Raw genomic sequence first — 26,694 nt, 5'->3', positions numbered from 1 at the left:
TTACCTCTATAACAAGATCTAAGGCCGACTATGGGCACTGAAACACTGGCGATCGGCAGCGTGCGAATGTTTCGTTATGCGCTTGGCTCGCTACTGCTACTGGCAGGTACTGCATTGCTGGTGGCCCACGGGCTGGCCTGGCTGGACCTTGAACCGCGCATCCTGCGTGCTTTGCAGGGCGGGGCGATCTGCGCGCTCGGTACTGCGCTGGGCGCGGTTCCGGTATTGGTGATTCGGCGGATGCCGGTGGCCGTGAGCGATACCTTGCTGGGCTTTGGGGCTGGCGTGATGCTGGCTGCAACCGCCTTTTCGCTGGTGGTACCGGGTATCGCTGCTGCAGAAAACCTGGGGCTTACGTCCTGGGGCGCGAGCGGGCTGATCAGTTTCGGCATTATGTTGGGAGCGTTCGGGCTGTATCTGGTTGACCGCAAGGTCTCCGGCGCGAGTCCGGAAATGCTGGTGGGCACGCCGGACAAACCGGTGATACCGCCGCGCATCTGGCTATTCGTGTTCGCTATCATTGCTCACAACATTCCGGAAGGCATGGCGGTTGGCGTCTCCGCCGGCGGCGGCATGCCGGATGCCGGCAGCTTGGCCATGGGCATCGCCTTGCAGGATGTGCCCGAAGGTCTTGTGATTGCGTTGGTGTTGGCCGGGGCAGGGATGTCGCGGGCCAAGGCATTCCTGATTGGTGCTGCTTCAGGCTTGGTGGAACCGGTGTTTGCCGTGCTCTGCGCTTGGCTGGTGAGCCTGGCCGAGGTGTTGTTGCCTTTGGGGCTGGCGCTGGCTGCCGGGGCGATGCTGTTGGTAGTGACCCATGAGGTGATCCCGGAGTCGCGGCGCAATGGCCACGAAAAGCTCGCCAGCTTGGGGCTCTGCATTGGATTTTGCTTGATGATGGCGATGGATACCGCATTGGGGTGAAGCCGTTGCGGCTTCACGTTTGTGTCAAAGGGTGAGGTTACTCACCCTCATCAAAGTAGTTGTTGATCAACGCCACCAGAGCTTCCATCGCTTCCTGGTCTTGCTCGCCTTCGGTCTTCAAATGAATTTTGGTGCCTTTGCCGGCCGCCAGCATCATCATTGCCATGATGCTTTTGCCGTCGACCATGCTTTCAGGTGTGCGTCCAGCCCTGATCTGGCAGGGGAACTGCCCGGCTACTCCGACAAACTTGGCCGAGGCGCGGGCGTGCAAGCCCAACTTGTTGATGATTTCAATTTCCAGAGCGGGCATCGCGCAGGTGTTCCTTTCAGCTAAGGTCGCGGTGGCGAACCTGGACGTTCTTGAGGGTTTGTTGCAGTGCTTGGCCCAAGCGCTCGGTCAGGTATACCGAACGGTGATGACCGCCGGTGCATCCAATGGCAATAGTGACATAGGCCCGGTTGCTCGCGGCAAAGCGCGGCAGCCACTTGAGCAGATAGCTGGAAATGTCCTGGAACATCTCCTCCACATCCGGCTGCGCGGCTAGGTACTCAGCCACAGGCAGGTCCAGCCCTGATTGGTCGCGTAACTCTGGCTTCCAGTAGGGGTTGGGCAGGCAGCGCACGTCGAACACCAGATCGGCATCCACCGGCATGCCACGTTTGAAGCCAAAAGACTCGACGAGAAACGCCGTGCCAGGCTCCGGTTGGTTCAGCAGGCGCAGCTTGATGGCATCGCGCAGCTGGTAAAGGTTAAGGCCGGTGGTGTTGATCTTAAGGTCGGCGAGGTCAATGATCGGCCCCAGCAACTTGGTTTCGTCCTCGATGGCTTCAGCCAGAGAACGGTGAGGGCTGCTGAGGGGGTGGCGTCGACGGGTTTCGGAGAAGCGTTTGAGCAGCGTCTCTTCATCGGCGTCCAGGTACAGCACATCACAATGAATATGCTTGGCGCGCACTTCTTCCAACAGTTCCGGGAACCGAGAGAGGTGGCTGGGTAGGTTGCGGGCGTCGATCGAAACGGCAACCAGAGGTTGCGCCAGCTCGGTGTGGATAAGAGCGCGTTCCGCCAACTCCGGCAGTAGGCCGGCCGGCAGGTTATCGATGCAATAGAAGCCGTTGTCCTCAAGAACGTTGAGGGCGGTACTTTTACCCGAGCCGGAGCGGCCGCTGACGATGATCAAACGCATGATTACTGCCCGTTTTGCTCATCCAGGACAACTTGGTACAGCGCCTCATTGCTGCCGGCACTGCGCAGTTTGTCGCGTACTTCTTTGCGGTCGAGCATGCTGGCGATCTGCCGAAGCAGTTCCAAGTGCGCATCGGTGGCGGCCTGTGGGACCAACAGAACAAACAGCAGGTCGACCGGGGCGCCATCAATGGCATCGAAATCGATAGGCGCGTCCAAGTGCAGCAGCGCGCTGACAGGTGTCTCACAGCCTTTGAGGCGACAGTGAGGAATGGCGATGCCGTTACCAAAACCGGTGGAACCCAGTTTTTCACGGGCAATCAGAGCCTCGAAGACATCTTGCATCTCCAGTTCAGGCACTTGGCTGCTGATCAGGTTGGCAATTTGTTCGAGGGCTTTCTTCTTGCTACCGCCCGGCACGTTCACGAGGGAACGGCCGGGGGTCAGGATGGTTTCAAGTCGAATCATGGGTGGGGAGTGTTAGCGGCCTGTGCCCTGAAGAAGGCTCTGCTGCTTTTCCTTATGCTTTTTAAGTTGGCGGTCGAGCTTGTCAGTCAAGGCATCGATTGATGCATACATGTCTTCATGCTCGGCGTTGGCGACTACTTCGCCACCGGGAATCTGTAGGGTCGCTTCGATTTTCTGCTGAAGCTTGTCGACCTTCATGATCACTTGCACATTGGTGATCTTGTCAAAATGACCCTCAAGCCTTTTCAGCTTCTGCTCGACATATTCGCGCAGGGGAGGGGTGACTTCTACATGGTGTCCACTGATGTTGACTTGCATACAGCTTCTCCTTCGTTGCCAGTGCATAAAGCGGCGGGTAGGAATACCCGCCACTGGAACGCTGTGGCCCGCCCGTCACATCAAACGCTTACGCTCGCTGGAAGGCGCGATCCCAAGGGATTCGCGGTACTTGGCGACGGTTCGACGGGCGACCTGAATGCCTTGTGCCTCCAGTAAACCAGCGATCTTGCTGTCACTCAACGGCTTTTTCTGATTTTCCGCGGCAACCAGTTTTTTGATGATTGCGCGGATTGCCGTGGACGAGCATTCGCCGCCTTCTGAGGTGCTGACATGGCTGGAGAAAAAGTATTTCAACTCATAAATACCCCGTGGGGTATGCATGAATTTTTGCGTGGTAACGCGGGAAATCGTCGACTCGTGCATGCCTACCGCTTCGGCGATATCGTGCAGAACCAAAGGCTTCATCGCTTCATCGCCGTATTCCAGGAAGCCGCGCTGATGCTCGACGATCTGCGTGGCGACTTTCATCAGGGTTTCGTTACGGCTTTGCAGGCTCTTGATGAACCAGCGCGCCTCCTGCAACTGGTTGCGCATGAAGGTGTTGTCGGCACTGGTGTCGGCGCGTCGCACGAAACCTGCATATTGCGGGTTGACTCGCAGGCGTGGCACTGACTCCTGGTTAAGCTCCACCAGCCAGCGCTCGTTGTCCTTGCGCACGATCACGTCAGGAACTACGTATTCGGCCTCGCTGGACTCGATCTGCGAGCCGGGACGCGGGTTGAGGCTTTGCACCAGCTCGATGACCTGGCGCAGATCGTCTTCCTTGAGCTTCATGCGACGCATCAGTTGGCTGTAATCGCGGCTGCCGAGCAGGTCGATGTAGTCGGTGACCAGGCGCTGGGCCTCGGCGAGCCATGGGGTCTTGGCGGGCAGCTGGCGCAGTTGCAGCTGCAGGCATTCGCTAAGGGTGCGCGCACCAATACCCGCGGGCTCAAATTGCTGGATGCGGTGCAGGACGGCTTCGATTTCGTCCAGTTCGATATCTAGTTCGGGGTCGAAGGCCTCAAGAATCTCTTCGAGTGTCTCGTCCAGATAGCCTTGGTTATTGATGCAATCGATCAGGGTGACGGCGATCAGGCGATCGGTGTCCGACATCGGCGCGAGGTTCAGCTGCCACAACAAATGGCTCTGCAGACTTTCGCCGGCGGACGTGCGGGTAGTGAAGTCCCACTCATCATCGTCGTTGCTGGGCAGGCTGCTGGCGCTGGTCTGGTAGACGTCTTCCCAAGCAGTGTCTACGGGAAGCTCGTTGGGAATGCGTTCGTTCCAATCGCCTTCCTCAAGGTTATCCACCGTAGGGGCGGTTTCCTGGTAGGACGGTTCCTGCACGTCTGCGTTGGGCTTTTGCTCGATGTTGTCGGCCAACGGGTCTGCATTATCGAAGTCGTCGCCTTCTTCCTGGCGTTCGAGCATCGGATTAGACTCCAGGGCCTCCTGGATTTCCTGTTGCAGGTCCAGGGTCGACAATTGGAGCAGGCGGATGGCCTGTTGCAGCTGCGGTGTCATCGTCAGCTGCTGGCCCATTCTTAGGACTAGCGATGGTTTCATGGCAGGGGCTTAACACCTTATTCGCCGGCGCAACGCGCCATCCACGACAGGGCGCGTGAGCGCCAAACATAAGCAAATTATATGCCTGATATCGAGGGCTTTGCCTAGAGCGCGGTAACAATAAAAAACCGGAGGTTTTCATTGACTCCCGCGCATCAGGCAAACGACCTGCCACCGCCTTGTTTGTGCAGGCGGCTTTACAGGCGAAACTCGTGACCCAGGTACACTTCCTTGACCAGTTCGTTGGCCAGGATGGTGGCGGAGTCGCCTTCTGCGATCAGTTGACCATCGTTGACGATATACGCGGTTTCGCAGATATCGAGGGTCTCACGCACGTTGTGATCGGTGATCAGTACACCGATGCCCTTGGCCTTGAGGTGATGGATGATCTGCTTGATGTCGCCAACCGAGATAGGGTCGACGCCGGCAAACGGTTCGTCCAGCAGAATGAACTTGGGGGCAGTGGCCAGGGCGCGGGCGATTTCCACGCGACGCCGCTCACCACCGGACAGGCTCATGCCAAGGTTGTCGCGAATGTGGTTGATATGGAATTCCTGCAGCAGGCTTTCCAGCTCCTGTCGGCGGCCGTCACGGTCCAGTTCCTTGCGAGTTTCAAGGATGGCCATAATGTTGTCGGCAACTGACAGTTTGCGGAAGATCGATGCTTCTTGAGGAAGATAGCCGATACCCGCGCGTGCACGACCGTGCATTGGCTGGTGGCTGACATCCAGATCGTCGATCAGTACGCGACCCTGATCCGCCTGGACCAGGCCAACAATCATGTAGAAGCATGTGGTCTTGCCTGCGCCGTTGGGGCCGAGCAAGCCGACGATCTGGCCGCTGTCGATCGACAGGCTGACGTCGCGCACGACCTGACGGCTTTTATAGGCCTTGGCCAGATGCTGGGCTTTCAGGGTTGCCATTACTCGGCCTTCTTCTTCGGCTGGATAACCATGTCGATGCGTGGGCGCGGTGCGGTGACCTTGCTGCCATTGGCACGACCGGCGTTAGCGATCTGTTTCACGGTGTCATAGGTGATCTTTTCACCTTCCGTGGAGTTGCCATCGGGGCTGAGCACCTTGGCCTGGTCGATCAGCACAATGCGATTCTGCTGGGCGTGATACTGAATGGTCTTGCCGTAGCCCTTCATCGGGCCAGTGTCGGCAGCGGACTGCTTCTGTTCGAAGTAAGCCAGGTTGCCCACTGAGGTCACGACGTCGATGTCACCGGCTTGGGTACGCGTCAGTGTCACGGTATTACCGGTGATCTTCATCGACCCTTGGGTGATGATTACGCCGCCGGTATAGGTGGCAACACCTTGCTTGTCATCCAGTTGCGCATCGTCAGCCGAGATGTGGATCGGTTGCTGGCTATCGTTCGGCAGAGCCCAGGCGCTCACGCTTCCCAGTGCTGCGCCCAAACCGAGCAAAATAGGGAGAGTTTTAACGAGCCTCATACTGTCCTCTTACGTTCGATAGCAGGTGTATCCTGCTTTCTTTCAAATACGCTTTCATTCCCTTGCCAGTCGATACACCGCCAGCGCCGTCGATTCTAACGTCTTGCTCGGTCTGCGCATATTGCTTCTGCGGGAATACGGTCATGCGACTGCTGGTAATCACCGTGTCACGGGCTTTGGCATCCGTGCGCGCAACACGTACCGAGTCAATCAGTTCTACCTCGGTGCCGTCGGGGTTCACCTCACCACGCTTGCTGGTGACATGCCACGGAAATTCGGTGCCGCGGTACAGGTTCAGGTCCGGATTAGTCAGCAGAGTGACTTCGGTGGCCTTCAAGTGCTCGACTTTGTCCGACGTCATTTCGTACTGCAGCTTGCCGTCGGGCAGGAACTGCACGCTATAGGCATTGGTGGCGTAATAGTCGATGGCCCCCTCGTCGACCTGCGCAACAGGCTGGTCGAGGAAGCGCCCCGGACTGATATTCCAGTAGCCCACCGCGAGGAACAGCGCGGCAATGACCCCGAATAACAGGAAGTTGCGAATCTTTTTGCTCAGCATAAAACGCTCTATAGGTAGGCGGCGTTGGCCGCTTCAAGGCTGCCTTGGGCTCGCAGGATCAGTTCGCAGAACTCGCGTGCTGCACCTTCGCCACCACGGGCGCAGGTGATGCCATGGGCGTGCTCGCGAACAAACGCCGCCGCATTGGCGACGGCCATGCCAAGCCCTACTCGACGAATGACCGGCAGGTCGGGCAGATCATCGCCTAAGTAGGCGACCTGCTCATAGCTTAGGTTGAGTTGGCCAAGAAGCTCGTCCAGAACTACCAGTTTATCCTCGCGGCCCTGATACAGGTGAGGAATCCCCAGGTTTTGTGCGCGGCGTTCCACAACGGGCGTTTTTCGGCCGCTGATAATCGCGGTTTGCACGCCTGCAGCCATCAGCATCTTGATGCCTTGGCCATCGAGGGTGTTGAACGTCTTGAATTCGCTGCCGTCTTCGAGGAAGTACAGGCGGCCATCGGTCAGCACGCCGTCAACGTCGAAAATCGCCAGTCTGATGTTTTTGCCGCGTTGCAACAGGTCGCTGGTCATTTACATCACTCCCGCACGCAGCAAGTCGTGCATGTTCAGGGCGCCAACCGGGTGGTCGTCGCTATCGACAACCACCAGGGCGCCGATCTTGTGGTCTTCCATGATCTTCAATGCTTCGGCTGCCAGCATCTCAGGGCGTGCGGTCTTGCCGTGTGGCGTCATCACTGCATCGATGGTCGCAGTGTGGATATCGATGGTGCGGTCCAGGGTGCGGCGCAGGTCGCCGTCGGTGAATACCCCAGCCAGGCGGCCGTCAGCTTCAAGGATCACGGTCATGCCCAGGCCCTTGCGAGTCATTTCCATCAGCGCGTCCTTCAGTAAGGTGCCGCGCTGGACGTGGGGCAATTCATCGCCTGAATGCATAACGTTTTCCACTTTCAGCAGCAGGCGGCGGCCCAGTGCGCCACCCGGGTGGGAGAACGCGAAGTCTTCAGCCGTGAACCCGCGAGCTTCAAGCAGCGCAACGGCCAGGGCGTCGCCCATAACCAAGGCAGCGGTAGTGGAGGAGGTTGGTGCCAGATTCAGCGGGCAGGCTTCGTGGGCGACGTGAACGTTCAGGTTAACATCGGCAGCCTTGGCTAGGGTCGACTCCGGGTTGCCGGTGACGCTGATCATCTGGATGCCAAGGCGCTTGATCAGCGGCAGCAGGGTCACGATTTCGTTGGTGGTGCCGGAGTTGGACAGCGCCAGGATGATGTCATCTTTGGTGATCATGCCCATGTCGCCGTGGCTCGCCTCCGCCGGATGCACGAAAAACGCCGTGGTCCCGGTGCTCGCCAGGGTGGCGGCGATCTTGTTGCCGACGTGGCCCGATTTGCCCATGCCGACCACGACAACGCGGCCCTTACTGGCCAGAATCATCTCGCAGGCGCGTACGAAATCTGCGTCGATATGGGCCAGTAAGCCTTCTACGGCTTCGACTTCGAGGCGGATGGTGCGTTGTGCGGATTGGATAAGGTCGCTGGATTGGCTCATGTCTGAAATCGTATAGCCTGACGAAAAGTCGGCGATTATAGCGGTAATGATCAATTCCCTCACGCAAGTTCGTCAGGCTTTATTCAGCAGGGGACTGAGATCGATCCTCAGTCACACAGTCGGCAACGTTTTTTCCCTGTCCCCAAACTGAACTAGCGCTGTTCCGGCCTTGGGCGCCTTGTACGAGCAGTGATATAGTTCGCCGCCAGTTCGGTCCGCCCAGCCCATGTGGCTATCTATATGCGTCGCCGTTGCAAACGTTTGTCGCATGCGTGGTGTCTGAGTGAGAGGCTGCATCCCAAGGAGTTTAGATGAGTGCCGATAACGCCTACGCGGTCGAGCTGAAGGGACTGACCTTCAAGCGCGGGACGCGCAGCATCTTCAATAACGTCGATATTCGCATTCCCCGTGGCAAGGTCACGGGCATCATGGGGCCGTCCGGTTGCGGCAAGACCACGCTGTTGCGGTTGATGGGCATGCAATTGCGTCCCAGCGCCGGCGAAGTGTGGGTCAATGGCCAAAACCTGCCTACGCTGTCGCGCAGTGATCTGTTCGATGCGCGCAAGCATATGGGCGTGCTGTTCCAGAGCGGTGCGCTGTTCACCGACCTCGATGTGTTCGAGAACGTAGCGTTTCCGCTGCGGGTGCATACCCAGCTGTCCGACGAAATGATTCGCGACATTGTGTTGCTGAAATTGCAGGCCGTCGGCCTCCGTGGCGCAATTGATCTGATGCCCGACGAACTGTCCGGCGGCATGAAGCGCCGTGTGGCCCTGGCGCGAGCCATTGCCCTCGATCCACAGATTCTCATGTACGACGAGCCCTTCGTGGGTCAGGATCCGATCGCCATGGGTGTGCTGGTACGACTGATCCGTCTGCTCAACGATGCCCTGGGTATCACCAGTATCGTGGTCTCCCACGACCTTGCAGAAACCGCGAGCATTGCCGATTACCTCTATGTGGTCGGTGATGGCCAGGTGCTGGGGCAGGGTACGCCTGAAGAGCTGATGAACGCCGACAACCCGCGCATTCGCCAATTCATGACCGGCGACCCCGATGGCCCTGTGCCTTTCCACTTTCCGGCAGCGGATTACCGCTCAGATCTTCTGGGGAAGCGTTGATGCGCAAAACATCTCTTATCGAGAAAGTTCGCCTTTTCGGTCGCTCCGGCATCGACATCGTCGAAGTGCTCGGCCGCTCGACGATTTTCCTGTTCCACGCCTTGCTCGGCCGCGGCGGTATTGGCGGTGGCTTTGGCCTGTTGATCAAGCAGCTGCATTCGGTGGGTGTGATGTCCCTGGTGATCATTGTGGTCTCCGGGGTGTTCATCGGCATGGTGCTGGCGTTGCAGGGCTTCAATATCCTGTCCAGCTACGGTTCGGAGCAGGCAGTGGGGCAGATGGTTGCCCTGACGCTGCTACGTGAACTGGGACCCGGTGGTGACCGCGTTGCTGTTCGCCGGGCGCGCAGGTTCCGCGTTGACTGCCGAAATTGGCAACATGAAGTCTACCGAGCAGCTGTCCAGCCTCGAAATGATCGGTGTGGACCCGCTCAAATACATTGTTGCCCCGCGCCTGTGGGCCGGCTTTATTTCCCTGCCATTGCTGGCGATGATCTTCAGCGTGGTCGGTATCTGGGGCGGTTCGTGGGTAGCGGTGGACTGGCTTGGCGTCTACGACGGCTCCTACTGGGCCAACATGCAAAACAGCGTGACCTTCAGTGGTGACGTGCTCAATGGCATTATAAAGAGCATCGTCTTCGCCTTTGTAGTGACCTGGATCGCCGTATTCCAAGGCTATGACTGTGAGCCCACCTCAGAAGGGATCAGTCGTGCCACCACCAAGACCGTTGTGTACGCCTCGCTGGCAGTACTTGGCCTTGACTTCATTTTGACCGCCTTGATGTTTGGAGACTTCTGATGCAAAACCGCACTGTGGAAATCGGTGTCGGCCTTTTCTTGCTGGCTGGCATCCTGGCTTTACTGTTGCTGGCTCTGCGAGTCAGCGGTCTTTCGGCCAGCCCAACCGCCGATACTTATAAACTTTACGCGTACTTCGACAATATCGCCGGTTTGACTGTCAGAGCTAAAGTGACCATGGCCGGTGTAACCATTGGCAAGGTCACGGCAATCGATCTGGATCGCGACAGCTTCACCGGGCGAGTGACGATGCAACTGGACAAGAAGGTGGATAATCTGCCTACCGACTCTACTGCATCTATCCTCACTGCGGGGCTGCTGGGCGAGAAGTACATCGGTGTCAGCGTGGGCGGGGAAACAGCCCTGCTCAAGGATGGTTCGACCATCCACGACACTCAGTCGTCGCTGGTACTTGAGGACCTGATCGGAAAATTTTTGCTCAATACGGTCAATAAAGACGCCAAATGAGGAATCTGTTCATGATCTCTACCTTGCGACGTGGCCTGCTGGTACTGCTTGCAGCACTGCCATTGATGGCCAACGCGGCAGGTTCTGCGCACGAACTGGTGCAGGACACCACCAGCAAGATGCTGGCTGACCTGACGGCCAATAAAGAACAGTACAAGCAAGATCCAACCAAGTTCTATGAAGCGCTCAACAGCATCGTCGGTCCGGTCGTCGATGCTGAAGGCATCTCACGCAGCATCATGACGGTCAAATATTCGCGCAAGGCCACGCCTGCGCAGATGCAGACGTTCCAGGAAAACTTCAAGCGCGGCCTGTTCCAGTTCTATGGCAACGCTTTGCTTGAGTACAACAACCAAGGTATTACCGTTGCTCCAGCCGGTGATGAGTCGGGCGATCGCACCAGCGTCAACATGAGCGTCAAAGGTAATAACGGTGCCGTGTACCCGGTGCAGTACACCTTGGAGAAGATCAACGGCGAGTGGAAACTGCGCAACGTGATCATCAACGGCATCAATATCGGCAAGCTGTTCCGTGACCAGTTTGCCGACGCCATGCAGCGCAATGGCAACGACCTAGACAAAACCATCAATGGTTGGGCCGGTGAAGTCGCCAAGGCCAAGGAAGAAACCGATAAAGCTGCTGGGAAGCCGGCGCAATGACCGAGTCGGCTGTTCGTCTCGGCGACTCTGGCCAGCTGTTCATCAGCGGGGTGCTGGATTACCGAACTGGCCCGGCTCTGCGCAAGCATGGCCAAGCACTGATCAAGTCGAGCGCTGCGCCGGAGTTGGTCCTGGATTGCTCAGCGGTAACCAAGTCCAGCAGTGTCGGGTTGTCGTTGCTGCTGTGCTTCATGCGTGATGCCGAAGCGGCCAAGAAGCCGGTTAGCATCCGTGCGTTGCCCGAAGACATGCGCGAAATTGCCGAAGTTTCCGGTCTGACCGAGCTGTTGGCGCATCCTTAATACACATTATTAGAGAAGCCCCCCGTCAGAGTCCTGCTATGCGGGGTTCGCAGGCGCGGGGCTTTTTTGTATGATGTGCGACCCGTGCGCACTGGGCGCCGATAGAGGTTGAGCATGCAGGCCCTAGAAGTTAAGAGCTTTCTTGAAGGAAAGCTGCCGGATACGACCGTAGAAGTTGAAGGCGAAGGCTGCAACTTCCAGCTGAACGTGATTAGCGATGAACTGGCGGCATTGAGCCCAGTCAAGCGTCAGCAGCAGATCTATGCCCATTTGAACCCGTGGATCACCGATGGCAGCATCCATGCGGTCACTATGAAATTTTTCAGCCGCGCGGCCTGGGCCGAGCGCACCTGAGCCCCCTAGGCGTCGAGATTCTTATGGATAAATTGATTATTACCGGCGGTGCTCGCCTTGATGGCGAGATTCGCATTTCCGGTGCAAAAAACTCCGCCTTGCCGATCCTGGCAGCGACCCTGCTGTGCGATGGCCCGGTGACCGTGGCCAACCTGCCGCACCTGCACGACATCACTACCATGATCGAGCTGTTCGGTCGCATGGGCATCGAGCCTGTGATTGATGAGAAGCTGGCCGTCGAAATTGACCCACGCACCATCAAGACCCTGATCGCCCCGTACGAACTGGTGAAAACCATGCGTGCGTCGATCTTGGTGCTGGGCCCGATGGTTGCCCGTTTCGGTGAAGCCGAAGTCGCCCTGCCTGGCGGCTGCGCTATCGGCTCGCGTCCAGTGGACCTGCACATCCGTGGCCTGGAAGCCATGGGCGCAGTCATTGACGTTGAAGGCGGCTACATCAAAGCCAAGGCGCCGGAAGGCGGCCTGCGTGGTGCGAACTTCTTCTTTGATACCGTCAGCGTGACCGGTACCGAGAACATCATGATGGCCGCTGCCCTGGCCAAAGGCCGCAGCGTCCTGCAAAACGCCGCGCGTGAGCCGGAAGTGGTCGACCTGGCCAACTTCCTGAACGCCATGGGCGCGAAGGTTTCCGGTGCCGGCACCGACACCATTACCATTGATGGTGTAGAGCGCCTGCACACTGCAACCTATAAAGTGATGCCTGACCGCATCGAGACCGGTACCTACCTGGTTGCTGCCGCCGTTACCGGTGGTCGCGTCAAGGTAAAGGACACCGATCCGACCATCCTGGAAGCGGTCCTGGAAAAACTGCGCGAAGCTGGCGCCGAAATCACCACCGGCGAAGACTGGATCGAGTTGAACATGCACGGCAAGCGGCCGAAAGCCGTCAACGTGCGGACCGCTCCGTACCCGGCGTTCCCGACTGACATGCAAGCGCAGTTCATCTCCCTGAACGCGATTGCCGAAGGCACTGGTGCCGTGATCGAGACCATCTTCGAAAACCGCTTCATGCACGTGTATGAACTGCACCGCATGGGCGCGAAGATTCAGGTTGAAGGCAACACCGCCATCGTTACCGGCACCGAGAAGCTCAAGGGCGCGCCAGTCATGGCTACCGACCTGCGTGCTTCGGCCAGTCTGGTGATCTCGGCGCTGATCGCCGAAGGCGACACTCTGATCGACCGCATCTACCACATCGACCGTGGTTACGAGTGCATCGAAGAGAAACTGCAGATGCTCGGCGCTAAAATCCGCCGCGTACCGGGCTAGTTCCCGGAGCTGAAAACACCGTCACTGTGGTGAGCGGGCTTGCCCCGCGCCGGACTGCGTAGCAGTCCCGTTTTTTGGGTCGCTACGCAGTTCAGCGTGGGGCAAGCCCACTCACTACAGACGGTGTCAGCTCGCAGTATGCTGAATTTGTTTCAAATCGAGGCTGTCATGGCCTCGATCTGCGTCTGGCGCCGTTTGCGACCGGACAGCAATAGCCTGATGAAGGACTGACGTTTCCCATGTTGACCATCGCACTGTCCAAGGGCCGCATCCTTGACGACACTTTGCCGCTTCTGGCTGAAGCGGGCATCGTGCCGACCGAGAATCCGGACAAGAGCCGCAAGCTGATCATCCCTACGACCCAGGACGACGTTCGCCTGCTGATCGTGCGGGCTACCGACGTGCCGACCTACGTTGAGCATGGCGCGGCCGACCTCGGCGTCGCCGGTAAAGACGTGTTGATGGAATACGGTGGCCAGGGCCTGTATGAGCCGCTGGACCTGCGTATTGCCCTGTGCAAGCTGATGACCGCCGGCCGTGTCGGTGACGTCGAGCCTAAAGGCCGCCTGCGCGTGGCAACCAAGTTCGTCAACGTTGCCAAGCGCTACTACGCCGAGCAAGGCCGCCAGGTCGACATCATCAAGCTCTACGGCTCGATGGAGCTGGCGCCGCTGATCGGCCTGGCCGACAAGATCATCGATGTGGTCGACACCGGCAACACCCTGCGTGCCAATGGTCTCGAACCACAGGATTTCATCGCCGATATCAGCTCCCGCTTGATCGTCAACAAAGCGTCGATGAAGATGCAGCACGCCCGTATCCAAGCGTTGATCGACACCCTGCGCACCGCAGTGGAGTCTCGACACCGCGGTTGACCTACCCGCGTAGCTGAAAGGCTGCGCCCGTCTATCCGCCTCATAGCCAGAATTCTCAGGTGCCCAAGCGGAAACGACTGCTAGTTTAGGGCGCCTGAGTTTTTGCCAATTCTATTGAGGCCCTCGCTATGACCACGTCCACTGCAATTGCCCGACTCAACGCTGCCGACCCGGATTTCGCCCATCATCTGGATCATCTGCTGAGCTGGGAAAGCGTGTCCGACGACTCGGTCAACCAGCGGGTGCTCGACATCATCAAGGCCGTGCGCGAGCGTGGTGATGCGGCGCTGGTGGATTTCACCCGTCAGTTCGACGGTCTGGACGTCAAATCCATGTCCGATCTGATCCTTCCCCGCGAACGCCTGGAGCTCGCACTGACGCGCATCACTGCGCCTCAGCGTGAAGCCCTGGAAGTCGCGGCGGCGCGTGTGCGCAGCTACCACGAAAAGCAGAAACAGGACTCCTGGAGCTATACCGAAGCCGACGGCACTGTGCTGGGCCAAAAGGTCACGCCGCTGGATCGTGCCGGTCTCTACGTGCCAGGTGGCAAAGCGTCGTATCCATCGTCGGTGTTGATGAACGCAATTCCGGCCAAGGTGGCGGGCGTGACCGAAGTGGTTATGGTGGTACCGACCCCGCGCGGCGAAATCAACGAACTGGTGCTGGCTGCGGCCTGCATCGCTGGTGTTGACCGTGTGTTCACCATTGGCGGTGCTCAAGCCGTCGCGGCCCTGGCCTACGGCACCGAAAGCGTGCCGAAGGTCGACAAAGTGGTGGGGCCTGGCAACATCTACGTCGCCACCGCCAAGCGCCACGTTTTTGGCCAGGTTGGCATCGACATGATCGCCGGTCCCTCGGAAATCCTCGTAGTGTGCGACGGCCAGACCGATCCGGATTGGATCGCCATGGACCTGTTCTCCCAGGCCGAGCACGACGAAGACGCCCAGGCGATTCTGGTCAGCCCCGATGCCGAGTTCCTCGACAAGGTTGCCGCCAGCATCGATAAGCTGCTGCCTACCATGGACCGTGCAGAGATCATCGAGAAATCCATCAACGGCCGTGGCGCGCTGATCCTGGTGCGTGACATGGAACAGGCCATCGAAGTGGCTAACCGTATCGCCCCGGAGCACCTGGAGCTGTCCGTGGCTGACCCACAGGCCTGGCTGCCGTCGATTCGCCATGCCGGTGCGATCTTCATGGGGCGCCACACCAGTGAAGCGCTGGGCGACTACTGCGCCGGCCCGAACCATGTGTTGCCGACCTCCGGCACCGCGCGGTTCTCATCACCGCTGGGGGTATACGACTTCCAGAAACGCTCGTCGATCATCTTCTGCTCGCCACAAGGTGCTTCCGAGTTGGGCAAGACCGCTTCGGTGCTGGCCCGCGGTGAGTCGTTGAGCGCACACGCCCGTAGTGCTGAGTATCGAATCTTGGAAGAGGGGAAATAACACATGAGCAAATTCTGGAGCCCCTTCGTCAGGGACCTCGTGCCTTACGTACCCGGCGAACAGCCAAAGTTGACCAAACTGGTCAAGCTCAACACCAATGAGAACCCCTACGGTCCGTCGCCCAAAGCACTGGCCGCGATGCAGGCCGAGTTGAACGACAACCTGCGTTTGTACCCGGACCCCAACAGCGACCTGCTCAAGCAGGCGGTGGCCAAGTATTACGGGGTCGACGCCGGCAAAGTGTTTCTCGGTAACGGCTCTGATGAAGTGCTCGCGCACATCTTCCACGGCCTGTTCCAGCACGACCTGCCGCTGCTGTTCCCGGATATCAGCTACAGCTTCTATCCGGTGTACTGCGGTCTTTACGGCATCCAGTCCGACCCGGTGCCGTTGGATGAGAAATTTCAGATCCGTGTTGCGGATTACGCCAGGCCCAACGGCGGGATCATCTTCCCCAACCCGAATGCGCCGACCGGCTGCGTGCTGGCGCTGGACGCAGTAGAGCAGATCCTCAAGGCCAGCCCGGATTCGGTGGTGGTGGTCGATGAAGCCTATATCGACTTCGGCGGCGAAACCGCCATCAGCCTGGTGGATCGCTACCCTAATCTGCTGGTGACCCAGACCCTTTCCAAATCGCGCTCACTGGCCGGTTTGCGCGTGGGCTTGGCCGTGGGTCACCCGGACCTGATCGAGGCGCTGGAGCGGGTCAAGAACAGCTTCAACTCCTACCCGCTGGATCGTTTGGCGATTGTCGGCGCGGCAGCGGCGTTTGAGGACCGTGAGTACTTCGAGAAGACGTGCCAGTTGGTGATCGACAGCCGTAACAAAGTAGTCGCGCAATTGGAAGGCAAAGGTTTTGAGGTGCTGCCATCAGCGGCCAACTTCATCTTTGCGCGCCACCCACGGCATGACGCTGCCGGCCTAGCGGCCAAGCTGCGTGAGCAAGGGATTATCGTGCGGCACTTTAAGCAGGAGCGGATTGCCCAGTTCCTGCGGATCAGCATCGGTACGCCGGAGCAGAACCAGGCGCTGATTGATGGCCTCGGCGAGCTTTAACGGGCGCTGAAATCAAATGTGGGAGGGGGCTTGACCCCGATGGCGGCGTATCAGTCAGTTAATGTATTGACTGACACACTGCTATCGGAGGCAAGCCCTCTCCCACATTGGTTTGTATTGGCAGTTAGATCAACGGCTCATCTGGCTTCTTGTTCTTCCAGCCATCATTGCCCGGCAGCAGCAGGTTCAAACCAATCGCTACCACCGCGCACAGAGCAATGCCCTTCAGGCCGAAGTCATCTGGACCAGTTCCGGTCCCCACCAGCACACCGCCAATACCGAACACCAGGGTCACCGACACAATCACCAGATTGCGCGCCTCGCCCAGGTCGATCTTGTGGCGAATCAATGTGTTCATCCCCACTGCGGCAATCGAGCCGAACAGCAGGCACAGGATCCCCCCCATTACCGGCACCGGAATGCTCTGCAGTAGCGCGCCGAACTTGCCGATAAACGCCAGGCTGATGGCGAATACCGCCGCCCAGGTCATGATTTTCGGGTTGTAGTTCTTGGTCAGCATTACCGCGCCGGTTACTTCGGCGTAGGTAGTGTTCGGCGGGCCGCCAAACAGGCCGGCTGCCGTGGTGGCGATCCCGTCACCCAGCAGGGTGCGGTGCAGACCAGGCTTCTTCAGGTAGTCGCGACCGGTCACGCTGCCCACCGCAATCACACCACCGATGTGTTCAATCGCCGGGGCCAGGGCCACTGGGACGATAAACAGGATCGCCTGCCAGTTGAATTCCGGCGCGGTGAAGTGGGGCAGGGCGAACCAAGGCGCAGCGGCGATCTTGGCCGTGTCGACAACGCCAAAGTAGAACGACATGGCAAAACCTACCAGCACACCGGAGATGATCGGCACCAGGCGGAAGATACCTTTGCCGAACACCGCCACGATCAACGTGGTAAGCAGCGCTGGCATCGAGATCAGCATGGCGGTCTTGTACGGGATCAGTTCGGCACCGTTGTCGCCTTTACCCATCGCCATGTTGGCCGCGATCGGCGCCATGGCCAGGCCGATGGAAATAATCACTGGCCCGATTACCACAGGCGGTAGTAGTCGGTCGATGAAACCAGTGCCTTTGATCTTTACCGCTGCCCCTAGGAAGGTGTAAACAAAACCGGCCGCCATTACCCCGCCCATGGTCGCCGCCAGGCCGAACTGCTGCTTGGCGAGAATGATCGGGGTAATGAAGGCAAAGCTCGATGCCAGGAATACCGGCACCTGCCGCCCTGTCACCACCTGGAACAACAACGTGCCCAGGCCGGCGGTGAACAGTGCGACGTTTGGATCAAGACCTGTGATCAGCGGCATCAACACCAGCGCGCCAAATGCTACGAAGAGCATTTGTGCGCCAGACAGGATCTGGCGCCAAAGCGGGTCGTTGAATTCATCCTGCATGCTCACGCGTCCTTCTGCTTGGTGCCGAAGATCTTGTCACCGGCGTCGCCCAGGCCAGGGATGATGTAACCGTGTTCATTCAGGCGCTCATCGATGGAAGCGGTGTAGATCTGCACGTCCGGGTGGGCTTTCTCGACGGCGGCGATGCCTTCGGGAGCGGCGACCAGCACCATGGCGCGGATGTCCTTGCAGCCGGCTTTCTTCAGCAGGTCGATGGTGGCGACCATGGAACTGCCGGTAGCGAGCATCGGGTCAATAATCATGGCCAGGCGCTCGTCGATTTCCGGTACGAGTTTTTCCAGGTAGGTGTGAGCCTGCAAGGTTTCTTCGTTGCGGGCCACGCCCACGGCGCTGACTTTGGCACCCGGAATCAGGCTGAGTACGCCTTCGAGCATGCCGATACCGGCGCGCAGGATCGGCACCACGGTTATTTTCTTACCAGCGATTTTTTCCACCTGGACGGGACCGGCCCAACCGGGGATCTCGTAGGTTTCCAGGGGCAAATCCTTGGTGGCTTCGTAAGTGAGCAACGCTCCGACTTCCTGAGCAAGCTCACGGAAGTTCTTCGTGCTAATGTCGGCGCGGCGCATAAGGCCGAGCTTGTGCTGGATCAGCGGGTGGCGGATCTCGCGAGTGGGCATGGGAAAGGCTCCGGCGGCGGGCAAAAAAACCGGCCTAGATTAATCTATCCGAGGGTGTTGTCCTATAGGCATCTAGTACGTTAGTCCATTAAGGCTTGCTCGGAGCGCATGAGAAGCGTACCTTCGCCCGCTTTTCTTGCCACAGCACCCCCTTGGAGAGCGCCATGTCCGCTGATCTTGAGCATATCCGTCAAATCATGCGTGAGGCTGATTGCCTGTACACCGAAGCGCAAGTCGAAGCTGCGATCGCCAAGGTTGGCGCCCACATCACTCGCGAAATGGCCGACACCAACCCGGTGGTCTTTTGCGTGATGAACGGCGGCCTGATCTTCGCCGGCAAATTGCTGACTCACCTGCAATTTCCGCTGGAAGCGTCTTACCTGCACGCGACTCGCTATCGCAACGAAACCACTGGCGGCGATCTGTTCTGGAAGGCCAAGCCGGAAGTCTCGTTCATTGACCGCGACGTGCTGATCATCGACGACATCCTCGACGAAGGTCACACCCTCGGCGCGATCATCGATTTCTGCAAACACGCCGGCGCGCGCAAAGTGCACACCGCCGTACTGATCGACAAAGACCACGACCGCAAGGCTCGCCCGGACCTTAAGGCTGATTACGTTGGCCTGCCGTGCATCGACCGCTACATCTTCGGTTATGGCATGGACTACAAAGGCTACTGGCGCAACGCCAATGGGATCTACGCCGTCAAAGGTATGTGATCCAGGCCCGGCGCAGGGTTGTCATGCTATCGTGCTTGGCCCCTGCGTCTGGAGCTGTCCATGAGCCTTTTGATTCGCACTTGCGCCGCCCTGGCGCTGACCCTGAGTTTGCCCCTGGCCGCCGCACCGGCGCCTATGCATGGTCAATTTCTGCCTCCCGATGACCTCACCCTGCGGACTGAAAGCCCTGACCAGCAGCAGTTGCTGCAAGTCACGGAGTACGCGGTGGTGGTGGGCAACCAGCGCCAATCCAACCAACAACCTATCCCGGTGACCTCGCCACTGATGCTCCGGCTGAAGGGCAAGCCCCTGAACAAAGGTGCGAGCATCAGCCAAGTGGTGCTCAACTTCGATGCCGAAAGTAAAAGCCTGAAAAAGCCGGTGTTTGACGACAAGAGCAAGACCCTGACGCTGTCTTATCCGGTGGCCCAGTACCGGGTGATCGTCGATTTGCTGCGCAATGACACGGTGTATGTTCAGTTCCTCAGTTACGCCAACGGCCATATCTGGGCGGACCTGCATACCGGCGTTGTACGTACCAAGTAGCGCTAACATTGAAGAATAAATGTGGTGGGGGATTGCTCCCATATTGGTTCTTCAGCGCTTTCGAAGCCCGCGGCTCGCAGGTAGACTTCAAACCCCGTGTAAATGTCTGCAGGCTGGAGTCGGTAATGCGTAAAGATAAGAAACAGGTGATTGGCGATGAGATCGGCGACGATCAGATCAAGTTGTTCCTGGACTTCGAGCCGGTCGACGCGACTTCACCGTCCCTGCACAAACTGATCAAGGCCTATCGTGGCCTGCGTATCGACGACTTTGAGCGCTTCCTGGGCTTTTTCAAGGAAGCCGGCCTGGACCTGGATGGCAAGGATGAGCATGGGCAGACCTTCGTTGATCTGATCAAGGATCAGCGCAACGCGGACGATTACATCGAGCTGATCAAAAACGCTCGCGGCTGATTATCCCGGCCACAAAAAAACGCCCCGAGGGGCGTTTTTTTATTGCAGCCAGGCCTCAAGCGTAGCTTTCGGCCTCGTTGCTTTGCTCAACCAGTTCCAGGCTGATGTTGTTCTGCGTGTTGATCTTGCGATACAGCTCGGCATCAGTCTCAAGCACTTTTTCCCGGGCAGGGAAGATCTCGTGCAGCTTGGCTGCCCACTCACCGGCGGCTTTGGCCGGGAAGCAGCGCTCAATCAGTTCCAGCATGATCGACACCGTCACCGAGGCACCTGGGGACGCGCCCAGCAGCGCCGCCAGCGAGCCGTCTTTGGCCGCTACCAGCTCGGTGCCGAATTGCAGCACGCCGCCTTTTTTCGGGTCTTTCTTGATGATCTGCACCCGTTGGCCGGCCACTTCAAGACGCCAGTCTTCGGCTTTCGCCTCAGGGTAGAAGCGACGCAGGGATTCCAGGCGTTGTTCCATGGACTGACGCACTTCGCTGACCAGGTACTTGGTCAGGTCCATGTTGTCGCGGGCCACGGCCAGCATCGGTCCGATGTTGCTGGCACGAATCGACATCGGCAGGTCTAGGAACGAGCCGTGCTTGAGGAACTTGGTGGTGAAGCCGGCGTATGGCCCGAACAGCAGGGATTTCTTGCCATCCACTACACGGGTGTCGAGGTGCGGCACCGACATCGGTGGCGAGCCGACGGCGGCCTGGCTGTAGACCTTGGCCTGGTGGTGCTTGACCACTTCCGGGTTGTCGCAACGCAGCCATTGGCCGCTGACCGGGAAGCCGCCGAAGCCTTTACTTTCTTCGATGCCCGAAGCTTGCAGCAGCGGCAGCGCCGCGCCACCGGCGCCGAGGAATACAAACTTGGCGTCCACCTCACGGCTGGTACCGCTGTTGACGTCCTTGATGCTCACGGTCCAGCCGGCGCCGTTGCGCTTGAGGCCGGTCACGCGCTTGCTGTACTTGACCTGGGCATCCGGGGAGCTGGTCAGATGGCTAAGCAGCTGATTGGTCAGGGCGCCGAAGTTGACGTCGGTGCCATTCATTACGCGAGTGGCAGCGATTTTTTCGTCGAGCGGGCGGCCCGGCATCATCAGCGGCATCCATTCGGCCATTTCGCTGCGGTCTTCGGTGTAGTGCATGTCCGAAAACGCGTGGTGCTGGCTGAGGGTTTCAAAGCGCTTCTTGAGGAAGTCCACGCCTTTGTCGCCCTGTACGAAGCTCAGGTGCGGCACCGGACTGATAAAGGACTTGGACGAGCCAAAGGTGCCCTTTTTGGTCAGGTACGCCCAGAACTGCTTCGACACCTCGAACTGAGTGTTGATGTGCACGGCTTTCTTGATGTCGATGGAACCATCGGCGGCCTGCGGCGTGTAGTTCAGCTCGCACAGACCGGCATGACCGGTACCGGCGTTGTTCCATGGGTTGGAACTCTCCGCTGCACCCGAATCCATCAGCTCAACGACTTCCAGCTTGAGGCCGGGGTCGAGCTCTTTGAGCAATACGGCCAGGGTGGCACTCATGATGCCGGCCCCTACCAGTACTACGTCGACTGCTTCGTTATGCGCCATTTAACGCGTCTCCAAAATCTGCAGCACCAAATTGACGGCATGGCTGCCAGGAGTGACGGGGCGGTTCACGTGTTGCCCCAGGTTACCCATGGCCAGGATCGCCATGTCCGTTTCGCAATTCTTTGCAACTTCGGCGCACGCTTCCTGCCCGGCCTAATCTGCCTATGAACGCATTCATGGGCGCCTGTGGCAATTCGACTTATGGTCAAAGCGTGCGATTCGTGCAATCAATCCGTAGCGGACAGGCTCAAGCTCCGGTTGTTGAGGAGTACTCAGTCCTGTGTGGTTGGGCTGTTCCAGACGCTGATGGTGCTTTTACAAACGCCAAACTATTCATTTGCTCGCCACACTCTTGTGAAGTTGTGAAAACCCGTTTTTTCACGCTCTTTTGAAGACGTGAACCTCAAAAAAGGGCTGCCTCAGCCTGGCACTTGGCCCGCAAGACATCTGCCGACACGCGGCAATACGGGCAAACAACTCAAGTGGCCGAGCGCAATGGCAGCTCTGGCAGATTCGGTAAAGGCGGGTGGTTTGCAAAGGAAACAGCAAGCGCGCCAGCTTCACTCGATCTGTGTGGGCGGCTCTCTGTGGGCGATTCTTGGAGTTAATACCGAGGCATTAACGATGCTGCGAGGCCCGATCAGGAGACGTCCTTATAATCGGGGGGAGATTGTAGCGAAGAACGTCAGGGAAATGGGCGTGTTTTATGACTTTTATTAGGTCTTCGGTCAGGCGGCCAACGGCTGGTGCCGCGGCGACCGCGCCGGGCGTGGGCTGACACGGGCGCCGGCGGGCAGCGGGTGGTGCATCCAGCTCAGGCGGATTTCATCAATTTCTACCCAGCCGTCGCCCAAAGGCGGCTGGCTGCACTCTTTAAAGGCCTGGCAGCGGCCTTGCGCATCAAGCCGGGCGAACTGGCGAAGGGCAGGTTTGCGCGTAAACAGCGTCCAGAGAAAATGCATGGCGATAGACCTCCTGAGATTGAGGCCAAGCATGCCTTGCGAGGATGACGAGCCCATGTAACGGCTATTACATATCGGTGACAGCGAACCGCTGTCGAGCCGACGAGTCATAGGTTGTAACTGACGCTAGTTCCCTGCGGGGGCGCCCCGTTATACTGCCGGCCTGTCGGTACCTGATTTCTGGAGAGAAGCGCATGTTGCAACGCCTGTTGTTCGGTTTGATCACTGTGACCAGTTTGACCTTGGTTGGCTGCGCCAACAGCCCGCAACAACTGAGCCCGCAACCGAAGCTCACCACGCAGTTGGCGCCAGTGGGTCATGGTCAGCCGGTGTCGGTGCGTGTTGTGGATGGTCGTCCTTCGCCAACGTTGGGCTCTCGCGGGGGCTTGTACCCGGAGACCGCGCTTATCTCTGTGACTGGTCAGGACGTGCTGCCCAAGTTGCAAGCTCAGGCCGAAGCCGCCGTGCGCCTGCTGGGCTTTACCCCGAGCGCCAACGCGCCGGGCGCTCCTCAGTTGACCATCACCTTGGCTGAGCTGAAGTATCAGTCGCCTAAAGAAGGTCTCTATGTGACAGAAGCCGCCATCGGCGCAACCTTCAAGTCCGATGTCACCGCGGGCACCCGTCGCTATAGCGGTCGTTACGGCGCATCGTTGAACCAGCGTTTCGGTATGTCGCCGAACCAGGAAACCAATACCAAGCTGGTCAGCGACGTCCTGAGCGACGCCTTGACTCGCCTGTTCAAGGATCCAAGCATCGGTTCATTGCTCAGCTCGCAGTAACCGTCCAAATAAAGACCGGGCTCAGTCATGAGCCCGGTTTTTTTTCGTCTGCAGTTTCACGCGGCGGTGTCGATACAGAAGTCCAGCAGGCTCACACCTGTCAACAGGTCGGCCTCTGGCGAGTTTGCATGCTGGTGCCCGCCAAGGGCGCAATAGACCAGCCAATGGCGGTCCTGCACGTTGAACGCCAGGCTGCCGACCAGCGCCTCCTGCTCATCGCTTTGAGCAATTAGATACAGCCGATCCTGGTTGTGCGCGTGCAGCATGACAAGCTCCTGAGTGTTCGAAGGGCAACAGAGTGGCTTGTTAAGGTGACGTTCAGGTGACGCCGTAAATTACTGGATACATTAGCCGTCCATGGAAGATGGAGCGGTTTGGCGCTGGCCGCCACTACCGTTCAGGTTGATATCGGAACCGATACCCAGACACCGTTTCACCCGAGGTTTGCGATGGCGCTGCCCGCACTGTTGATCAATGTTGTGGCTTTATTGGTGGCCTGCTCCGGTGCAGCGCTGCTCTCCATCACCCGCCTGCGCGAGCAGCGCGCCATGGCTGACCTGGCTGCGCAAAGTGAAGCGCGCGCGATTGATCAGCCCATGCTGTTCCTGGACGCGCGTACCGAGCGGGCAAATCGTGTGGCTTACCGCATCGGGTTCGCCTGCCTGGTGCTGGCGCTGGCTATTTCCTGGCTCAGCACCCGAATCTAAAACACGGCAGAACCAATGTAAGAGGGGGCTTGCCCCCGATAGCGGTGTGTCAGCCAAGTATTCATTAGCTGACTCACCGCTATCGGGAGCAAGCCCCCTTCCACATTTTCTGATCGGTGTTTACAGCGGGATTCCGGCCTTGACCCGATATTGATTACGCACCGGCGTCGCATATTGCACCACCAGAAATGGTCGGTGTTCCGCCGGGCATTCGTTCAAGCGCCGCTCCCACTCAGCTTTCGCTTTCGCCAGCTCATCGGCCGGGAACACTTCGGCCGCCTTTGGCACCTGCAATTGCGGGTCGGCGTCGGCCCACTGGGCGTACGCCAGGTAGTGCACCGGGAATAGCCGATAACCGCCGAGAATTTGCCGATCCATTTCCACGGCCAGCACTTTGGTGTCTTCGAAGCGCTCGCTAATGGGCGGCGCGAAGTTGATGTGCACGCGGCCTTTGTAGCCGGTGATGCCCAGGGCAATGCTCACGTCATCTTCACCCTGCGCCTTGACGTAGGTCCCGGTGGTGGCGCGGATATACAACTCGCGGGCCTTGGCTGCATCGCACGGGTCGTACTCGTAGCTGATGGATACCGGCGTCAGGTTCAGTGACTGGATCACCTCGGCAAACGGCTCGTCCTTGCGGCTGACATGGAACATCTTGAGGATGGCTGACTCGGTGCGGTCATCCCCATCCTTGGCGCGGCCTTCGGCCTGGGCGATCCAGATCGACTGGCAGTCGTTGCGTATCGAATGATTGATGTAGGCCGATAGCAGGTTGAACGCCGCCATCTTCTCCTTTCGCCCGGTGATTGAGCGGTGCACGATAAAGCTCTTGTTCAGGCGCATCAGGTCGCTGACAAACGGCTTTTGCAGCAAGTTGTCGCCGATGGCGATGCGTGGCGTCGGCAGGCCGGCGTGGTACACGGCATAGTTGACGAAGGCCGGGTCCATCACGATGTCGCGGTGGTTGGCCAGAAACAGGTAAGCGGTACCGGATTTGAGCTGTTCGACGCCTGTGTAGGTAACGCCATCGGTCGCCCGGTCAATGGTATGGTCGACGTAGTACTCGACTTTGTCCTGCAGCGTAGCCACGGTGGTGACGCCGGCAAATTCACGGCGCAGCTTGCGGGCAATCATCGGCTTGAGCAGCCAGCCCAGGGCGCCGGCAAAGCGCGGGAAGCGGAAGTGGGTCAGGATGTCCAGAAAGGCCTTGTCACTGAACAGTCGGTCCAGCACTGCCGGGACTTCGCTGTCGTTGTAAGGTCGGATGGTATCGAATTCGCCCATCATGCTCTCTTGTTAGAAACGGCTAGGGTAAGTAGAGGAAATATCAGGGTGCGGCCCGAGTAATGGGCTCGGCCGGAAATAGCCCTGTAAATAGACCGGCGATTATACGCACAAGTCACCTTGGAGGCTGCGATGCTGGAAACTACGACGTACGATTGTCCTTATTGTGGTGAAACGGTAGAGACAGCGGTGGATTTATCCGGCGGTGATCAGACCTACATAGAAGATTGTCAGGTGTGTTGCCGACCGATTATTTTCGACCTGCAGGTCCATGGTGAAGAGTGGATGCTTGAAACCCGCAGTGAAAACGAATAACAGGCAAGCTCATGCAGCGAATCTACGAACCGGAAAACCTGATGGAAGGCGAGCTGCTGCAACAGATGCTCGCCAGCGAAGGCATCGAAGCACATTTGGTGGGGCGCCATTTGCTCGGCGGCACCGGCGAGCTACCGATCTTCGGTCTTCTGGGTTTGGAAGTAGACAATGACCGGGCGGCTGATGCCCGGGAGCTGATTACTGCCTATATCGGGGCGCAACCGCTGCCGGGTGATGAACCCGACAGCTTCCCCGACGTGCTGGTCTGTTAGGCTGTCGGCCGGTTTACCCAAGAGTCGTGTTGCCCCATGTGTGGACGTTATGCCCTGTTTCGCTGGAATCCCTCCTTTGCTGCCTTGCCAGGCTTTCCGGCTGACCAGCAGGCCCAGTGGAACATCTCCCCGAATGATTCGGTGCTGATCCAGCGCCTGAACGACGGCCATCACACCCTGGCCCGCGCCCGTTGGGGCCTGACGCCGCCCTGGCTGACCGACCTTTCCCGCACCCCGGCCCATGCTCGCGCCGAAACCCTCGCCGAGCAGCCGATGTTCCGCGAGGCCTTTCGCCAGCGCCGCTGCCTGCTGCCCGCCAATGGTTTTTATGAGTGGCGCGGCACCCAGCGCAAACGCCCGTACTGGCTGACGCCGGGGGAAGGCTCCACGTTGTTTTTTGCGGCGATCTGGGAGGCCTACCCGGTGCAGGAACAAGTGTGGTTGAGCACGGCGGTGGTGACCCAGGCGGCCCAGAGCCAGCGCCGGCCGCTGATTCTTGATGCCGCAGGGCAGGCCGCCTGGCTCGATCCCGAGACGCCGTTGCATGTGCTGCAAGGTCTATTGGCCAGTGAGCCCGTCCCACTGCGCGAGCGGGTCCTGGCTAATATGGTCAACGATCCCAAGCTCAATGGGCCGGAGTGCCTGACTCCGGCCTAAACCTGAAGGCGCCGTGGGATGTATCCGAAAATCCGCGGTTACGCGTCTGTTGTATCTGGCGCTGATACAAATGAGC

Annotated in this window: 35 protein-coding genes and 1 pseudogene; 19 read left to right on the top strand and 17 right to left on the bottom strand. The window is 58.8% G+C overall.

Going from position 1 to position 26,694, the window contains the following annotated elements; all coding sequences use genetic code 11:
* The first annotated feature begins 30 nt into the window (after window positions 1-30).
* Window positions 31-924: a ZIP family metal transporter gene (locus tag ACVWXD_RS20175; protein WP_260367761.1), complete on the top strand. Its 894-nt coding sequence runs from the start codon at window positions 31-33 to the stop codon at window positions 922-924.
* Window positions 925-961: 37 nt separating this feature from the next.
* On the opposite strand, the gene ACVWXD_RS20170 is transcribed toward ACVWXD_RS20175, so the two are convergent.
* The 10 genes from ACVWXD_RS20170 to ACVWXD_RS20125 form a co-directional block, all read right to left on the bottom strand.
* On the bottom strand, window positions 962-1,234 hold the full coding sequence (locus ACVWXD_RS20170) for an HPr family phosphocarrier protein (RefSeq protein ID WP_032886274.1): 273 nt from the start codon (window positions 1,232-1,234) through the stop codon (window positions 962-964).
* Window positions 1,235-1,250: 16 nt separating this feature from the next.
* Window positions 1,251-2,108 (bottom strand): RNase adapter RapZ, encoded by an 858-nt coding sequence (gene rapZ / locus ACVWXD_RS20165; RefSeq protein WP_032886275.1) that lies wholly within the window; start codon window positions 2,106-2,108, stop codon window positions 1,251-1,253.
* Window positions 2,109-2,110: 2 nt separating this feature from the next.
* Window positions 2,111-2,575, bottom strand: coding sequence for a PTS IIA-like nitrogen regulatory protein PtsN (gene ptsN, locus ACVWXD_RS20160; protein WP_032886276.1), 465 nt, complete (start codon window positions 2,573-2,575; stop codon window positions 2,111-2,113).
* A 12-nt stretch (window positions 2,576-2,587) separates the two neighbouring features.
* Window positions 2,588-2,893 (bottom strand): ribosome hibernation-promoting factor, HPF/YfiA family, encoded by a 306-nt coding sequence (hpf, locus tag ACVWXD_RS20155; RefSeq protein ID WP_017138237.1) that lies wholly within the window; start codon window positions 2,891-2,893, stop codon window positions 2,588-2,590.
* 75 nt (window positions 2,894-2,968) lie between these two features.
* Entirely contained in the window at window positions 2,969-4,462 is a 1,494-nt protein-coding gene (locus ACVWXD_RS20150) for an RNA polymerase factor sigma-54 (protein ID WP_032886277.1), read from the bottom strand.
* Window positions 4,463-4,659: 197 nt separating this feature from the next.
* A complete protein-coding gene (gene lptB, locus ACVWXD_RS20145; protein ID WP_004372092.1) occupies window positions 4,660-5,385 on the bottom strand; it encodes an LPS export ABC transporter ATP-binding protein in 726 nt (241 codons plus the stop codon).
* Window positions 5,385-5,918, bottom strand: coding sequence for a lipopolysaccharide transport periplasmic protein LptA (lptA, locus tag ACVWXD_RS20140; RefSeq protein ID WP_095183848.1), 534 nt, complete (start codon window positions 5,916-5,918; stop codon window positions 5,385-5,387). The genes lptB and lptA overlap by 1 nt, the downstream gene beginning before the upstream one ends.
* The gene (lptC, locus tag ACVWXD_RS20135) at window positions 5,905-6,477 is read right to left on the bottom strand and encodes an LPS export ABC transporter periplasmic protein LptC (RefSeq protein WP_032886279.1); all 573 of its coding nucleotides are present in this window, start codon (window positions 6,475-6,477) and stop codon (window positions 5,905-5,907) included. Before lptC ends, lptA begins: the two co-directional genes overlap by 14 nt.
* Before the next feature lie 8 nt (window positions 6,478-6,485).
* Window positions 6,486-7,010: a KdsC family phosphatase gene (locus ACVWXD_RS20130; protein WP_095183849.1), complete on the bottom strand. Its 525-nt coding sequence runs from the start codon at window positions 7,008-7,010 to the stop codon at window positions 6,486-6,488.
* Window positions 7,011-7,985: a KpsF/GutQ family sugar-phosphate isomerase gene (locus ACVWXD_RS20125; protein ID WP_032886281.1), complete on the bottom strand. Its 975-nt coding sequence runs from the start codon at window positions 7,983-7,985 to the stop codon at window positions 7,011-7,013.
* Window positions 7,986-8,296: 311 nt separating this feature from the next.
* Between ACVWXD_RS20125 and ACVWXD_RS20120 the strand changes: the two genes are divergently transcribed.
* Window positions 8,297-9,106 carry an ATP-binding cassette domain-containing protein gene (locus tag ACVWXD_RS20120; RefSeq protein ID WP_003171811.1) on the top strand — a complete coding sequence of 270 codons (810 nt, stop codon included), beginning with the start codon at window positions 8,297-8,299 and terminating at the stop codon, window positions 9,104-9,106.
* On the opposite strand, the gene ACVWXD_RS20115 is transcribed toward ACVWXD_RS20120, so the two are convergent.
* On the bottom strand, window positions 9,076-9,264 hold the full coding sequence (locus tag ACVWXD_RS20115) for a hypothetical protein (RefSeq protein WP_457371606.1): 189 nt from the start codon (window positions 9,262-9,264) through the stop codon (window positions 9,076-9,078). The two genes, ACVWXD_RS20120 and ACVWXD_RS20115, sit on opposite strands and share 31 nt — an antisense overlap.
* Between ACVWXD_RS20115 and mlaE the strand changes: the two are divergent.
* The 9 genes and pseudogenes from mlaE to hisC all read left to right on the top strand — a co-directional run bounded on the left by mlaE (window position 9,190) and on the right by hisC (window position 16,354).
* A pseudogene (mlaE, locus tag ACVWXD_RS20110) lies at window positions 9,190-9,904 on the top strand (lipid asymmetry maintenance ABC transporter permease subunit MlaE). The gene ACVWXD_RS20115 and the pseudogene mlaE overlap by 75 nt on opposite strands.
* Window positions 9,904-10,371, top strand: a complete 468-nt coding sequence (gene mlaD, locus ACVWXD_RS20105) for an outer membrane lipid asymmetry maintenance protein MlaD (protein WP_003171814.1) — start codon at window positions 9,904-9,906, stop codon at window positions 10,369-10,371. Before mlaE ends, mlaD begins: the two are co-directional and overlap by 1 nt.
* Window positions 10,372-10,382: 11 nt before the next feature.
* Entirely contained in the window at window positions 10,383-11,030 is a 648-nt protein-coding gene (locus tag ACVWXD_RS20100; protein WP_032886283.1) for an MlaC/ttg2D family ABC transporter substrate-binding protein, read from the top strand.
* Window positions 11,027-11,332: an STAS domain-containing protein gene (locus ACVWXD_RS20095; RefSeq protein WP_032886285.1), complete on the top strand. Its 306-nt coding sequence runs from the start codon at window positions 11,027-11,029 to the stop codon at window positions 11,330-11,332. The genes ACVWXD_RS20100 and ACVWXD_RS20095 overlap by 4 nt, the downstream gene beginning before the upstream one ends.
* 114 nt (window positions 11,333-11,446) lie before the next feature.
* Entirely contained in the window at window positions 11,447-11,686 is a 240-nt protein-coding gene (locus ACVWXD_RS20090) for a BolA family protein (protein ID WP_032886286.1), read from the top strand.
* Between the two features lie 23 nt (window positions 11,687-11,709).
* Entirely contained in the window at window positions 11,710-12,975 is a 1,266-nt protein-coding gene (murA, locus tag ACVWXD_RS20085) for a UDP-N-acetylglucosamine 1-carboxyvinyltransferase (protein WP_010213103.1), read from the top strand.
* 239 nt (window positions 12,976-13,214) lie between these two features.
* Entirely contained in the window at window positions 13,215-13,850 is a 636-nt protein-coding gene (gene hisG / locus ACVWXD_RS20080) for an ATP phosphoribosyltransferase (protein ID WP_003171824.1), read from the top strand.
* Window positions 13,851-13,978: 128 nt separating this feature from the next.
* Window positions 13,979-15,298 (top strand): histidinol dehydrogenase, encoded by a 1,320-nt coding sequence (gene hisD / locus ACVWXD_RS20075; protein WP_032886288.1) that lies wholly within the window; start codon window positions 13,979-13,981, stop codon window positions 15,296-15,298.
* A 3-nt stretch (window positions 15,299-15,301) separates the two neighbouring features.
* Window positions 15,302-16,354, top strand: coding sequence for a histidinol-phosphate transaminase (gene hisC / locus ACVWXD_RS20070; protein WP_032886289.1), 1,053 nt, complete (start codon window positions 15,302-15,304; stop codon window positions 16,352-16,354).
* Window positions 16,355-16,478: 124 nt separating this feature from the next.
* Here hisC and ACVWXD_RS20065 read toward each other — a convergent pair whose 3' ends face one another.
* Together ACVWXD_RS20065 and upp are read right to left on the bottom strand one after the other, a co-directional pair.
* Complete coding sequence (locus ACVWXD_RS20065) at window positions 16,479-17,753, bottom strand: uracil-xanthine permease family protein (RefSeq protein ID WP_099601142.1); 1,275 nt, start codon at window positions 17,751-17,753, stop codon at window positions 16,479-16,481.
* Window positions 17,754-17,755: 2 nt separating this feature from the next.
* Entirely contained in the window at window positions 17,756-18,394 is a 639-nt protein-coding gene (upp, locus tag ACVWXD_RS20060) for a uracil phosphoribosyltransferase (protein WP_004372055.1), read from the bottom strand.
* Between the two features lie 164 nt (window positions 18,395-18,558).
* Here upp and ACVWXD_RS20055 point away from each other — a divergent pair, with 164 nt between their 5' ends.
* From ACVWXD_RS20055 to ACVWXD_RS20045, 3 genes are all read left to right on the top strand, one after another.
* Window positions 18,559-19,116, top strand: a complete 558-nt coding sequence (locus ACVWXD_RS20055) for a hypoxanthine-guanine phosphoribosyltransferase (RefSeq protein ID WP_032886291.1) — start codon at window positions 18,559-18,561, stop codon at window positions 19,114-19,116.
* 60 nt (window positions 19,117-19,176) lie between these two features.
* Complete coding sequence (locus ACVWXD_RS20050) at window positions 19,177-19,662, top strand: hypothetical protein (protein ID WP_032886293.1); 486 nt, start codon at window positions 19,177-19,179, stop codon at window positions 19,660-19,662.
* A gap of 125 nt (window positions 19,663-19,787) precedes the next feature.
* Window positions 19,788-20,075, top strand: a complete 288-nt coding sequence (locus tag ACVWXD_RS20045) for a PA4642 family protein (protein WP_095183854.1) — start codon at window positions 19,788-19,790, stop codon at window positions 20,073-20,075.
* Between the two features lie 55 nt (window positions 20,076-20,130).
* Here ACVWXD_RS20045 and mqo read toward each other — a convergent pair whose 3' ends face one another.
* Entirely contained in the window at window positions 20,131-21,639 is a 1,509-nt protein-coding gene (gene mqo / locus ACVWXD_RS20040) for a malate dehydrogenase (quinone) (protein WP_032886295.1), read from the bottom strand.
* Between the two features lie 728 nt (window positions 21,640-22,367).
* The gene (locus ACVWXD_RS20035; RefSeq protein WP_032886296.1) at window positions 22,368-22,601 is read right to left on the bottom strand and encodes a hypothetical protein; all 234 of its coding nucleotides are present in this window, start codon (window positions 22,599-22,601) and stop codon (window positions 22,368-22,370) included.
* 194 nt (window positions 22,602-22,795) lie between these two features.
* Here ACVWXD_RS20035 and ACVWXD_RS20030 point away from each other — a divergent pair, with 194 nt between their 5' ends.
* A complete protein-coding gene (locus ACVWXD_RS20030) occupies window positions 22,796-23,383 on the top strand; it encodes a YajG family lipoprotein (protein ID WP_032886297.1) in 588 nt (195 codons plus the stop codon).
* 56 nt (window positions 23,384-23,439) lie between these two features.
* Here ACVWXD_RS20030 and ACVWXD_RS20025 read toward each other — a convergent pair whose 3' ends face one another.
* Window positions 23,440-23,649 carry a hypothetical protein gene (locus ACVWXD_RS20025; protein ID WP_122680353.1) on the bottom strand — a complete coding sequence of 70 codons (210 nt, stop codon included), beginning with the start codon at window positions 23,647-23,649 and terminating at the stop codon, window positions 23,440-23,442.
* Window positions 23,650-23,832: 183 nt separating this feature from the next.
* Between ACVWXD_RS20025 and ACVWXD_RS20020 the strand changes: the two genes are divergently transcribed.
* Window positions 23,833-24,090, top strand: coding sequence for a hypothetical protein (locus ACVWXD_RS20020; protein WP_095184310.1), 258 nt, complete (start codon window positions 23,833-23,835; stop codon window positions 24,088-24,090).
* 120 nt (window positions 24,091-24,210) lie between these two features.
* Here ACVWXD_RS20020 and ACVWXD_RS20015 read toward each other — a convergent pair whose 3' ends face one another.
* On the bottom strand, window positions 24,211-25,374 hold the full coding sequence (locus ACVWXD_RS20015) for a 1-acyl-sn-glycerol-3-phosphate acyltransferase (protein ID WP_177326426.1): 1,164 nt from the start codon (window positions 25,372-25,374) through the stop codon (window positions 24,211-24,213).
* Between the two features lie 132 nt (window positions 25,375-25,506).
* Here ACVWXD_RS20015 and ACVWXD_RS20010 point away from each other — a divergent pair, with 132 nt between their 5' ends.
* The 3 genes from ACVWXD_RS20010 to ACVWXD_RS20000 are packed head-to-tail and all read left to right on the top strand — an operon-like array spanning window position 25,507 to window position 26,618.
* Window positions 25,507-25,689 (top strand): CPXCG motif-containing cysteine-rich protein, encoded by a 183-nt coding sequence (locus ACVWXD_RS20010; protein WP_081797681.1) that lies wholly within the window; start codon window positions 25,507-25,509, stop codon window positions 25,687-25,689.
* 11 nt (window positions 25,690-25,700) lie between these two features.
* Complete coding sequence (locus ACVWXD_RS20005; protein WP_095183856.1) at window positions 25,701-25,961, top strand: putative signal transducing protein; 261 nt, start codon at window positions 25,701-25,703, stop codon at window positions 25,959-25,961.
* Window positions 25,962-25,997: 36 nt separating this feature from the next.
* Window positions 25,998-26,618: an SOS response-associated peptidase gene (locus tag ACVWXD_RS20000; RefSeq protein WP_457371273.1), complete on the top strand. Its 621-nt coding sequence runs from the start codon at window positions 25,998-26,000 to the stop codon at window positions 26,616-26,618.
* Window positions 26,619-26,694 lie beyond the last annotated feature (76 nt).

The sequence above is a fragment of the Pseudomonas sp. TE3911 genome (genome assembly GCF_054062775.1).
Note: the sequence above shows the minus strand (reverse complement) of the source record. Positions and strands in the feature narration are given on the sequence as shown.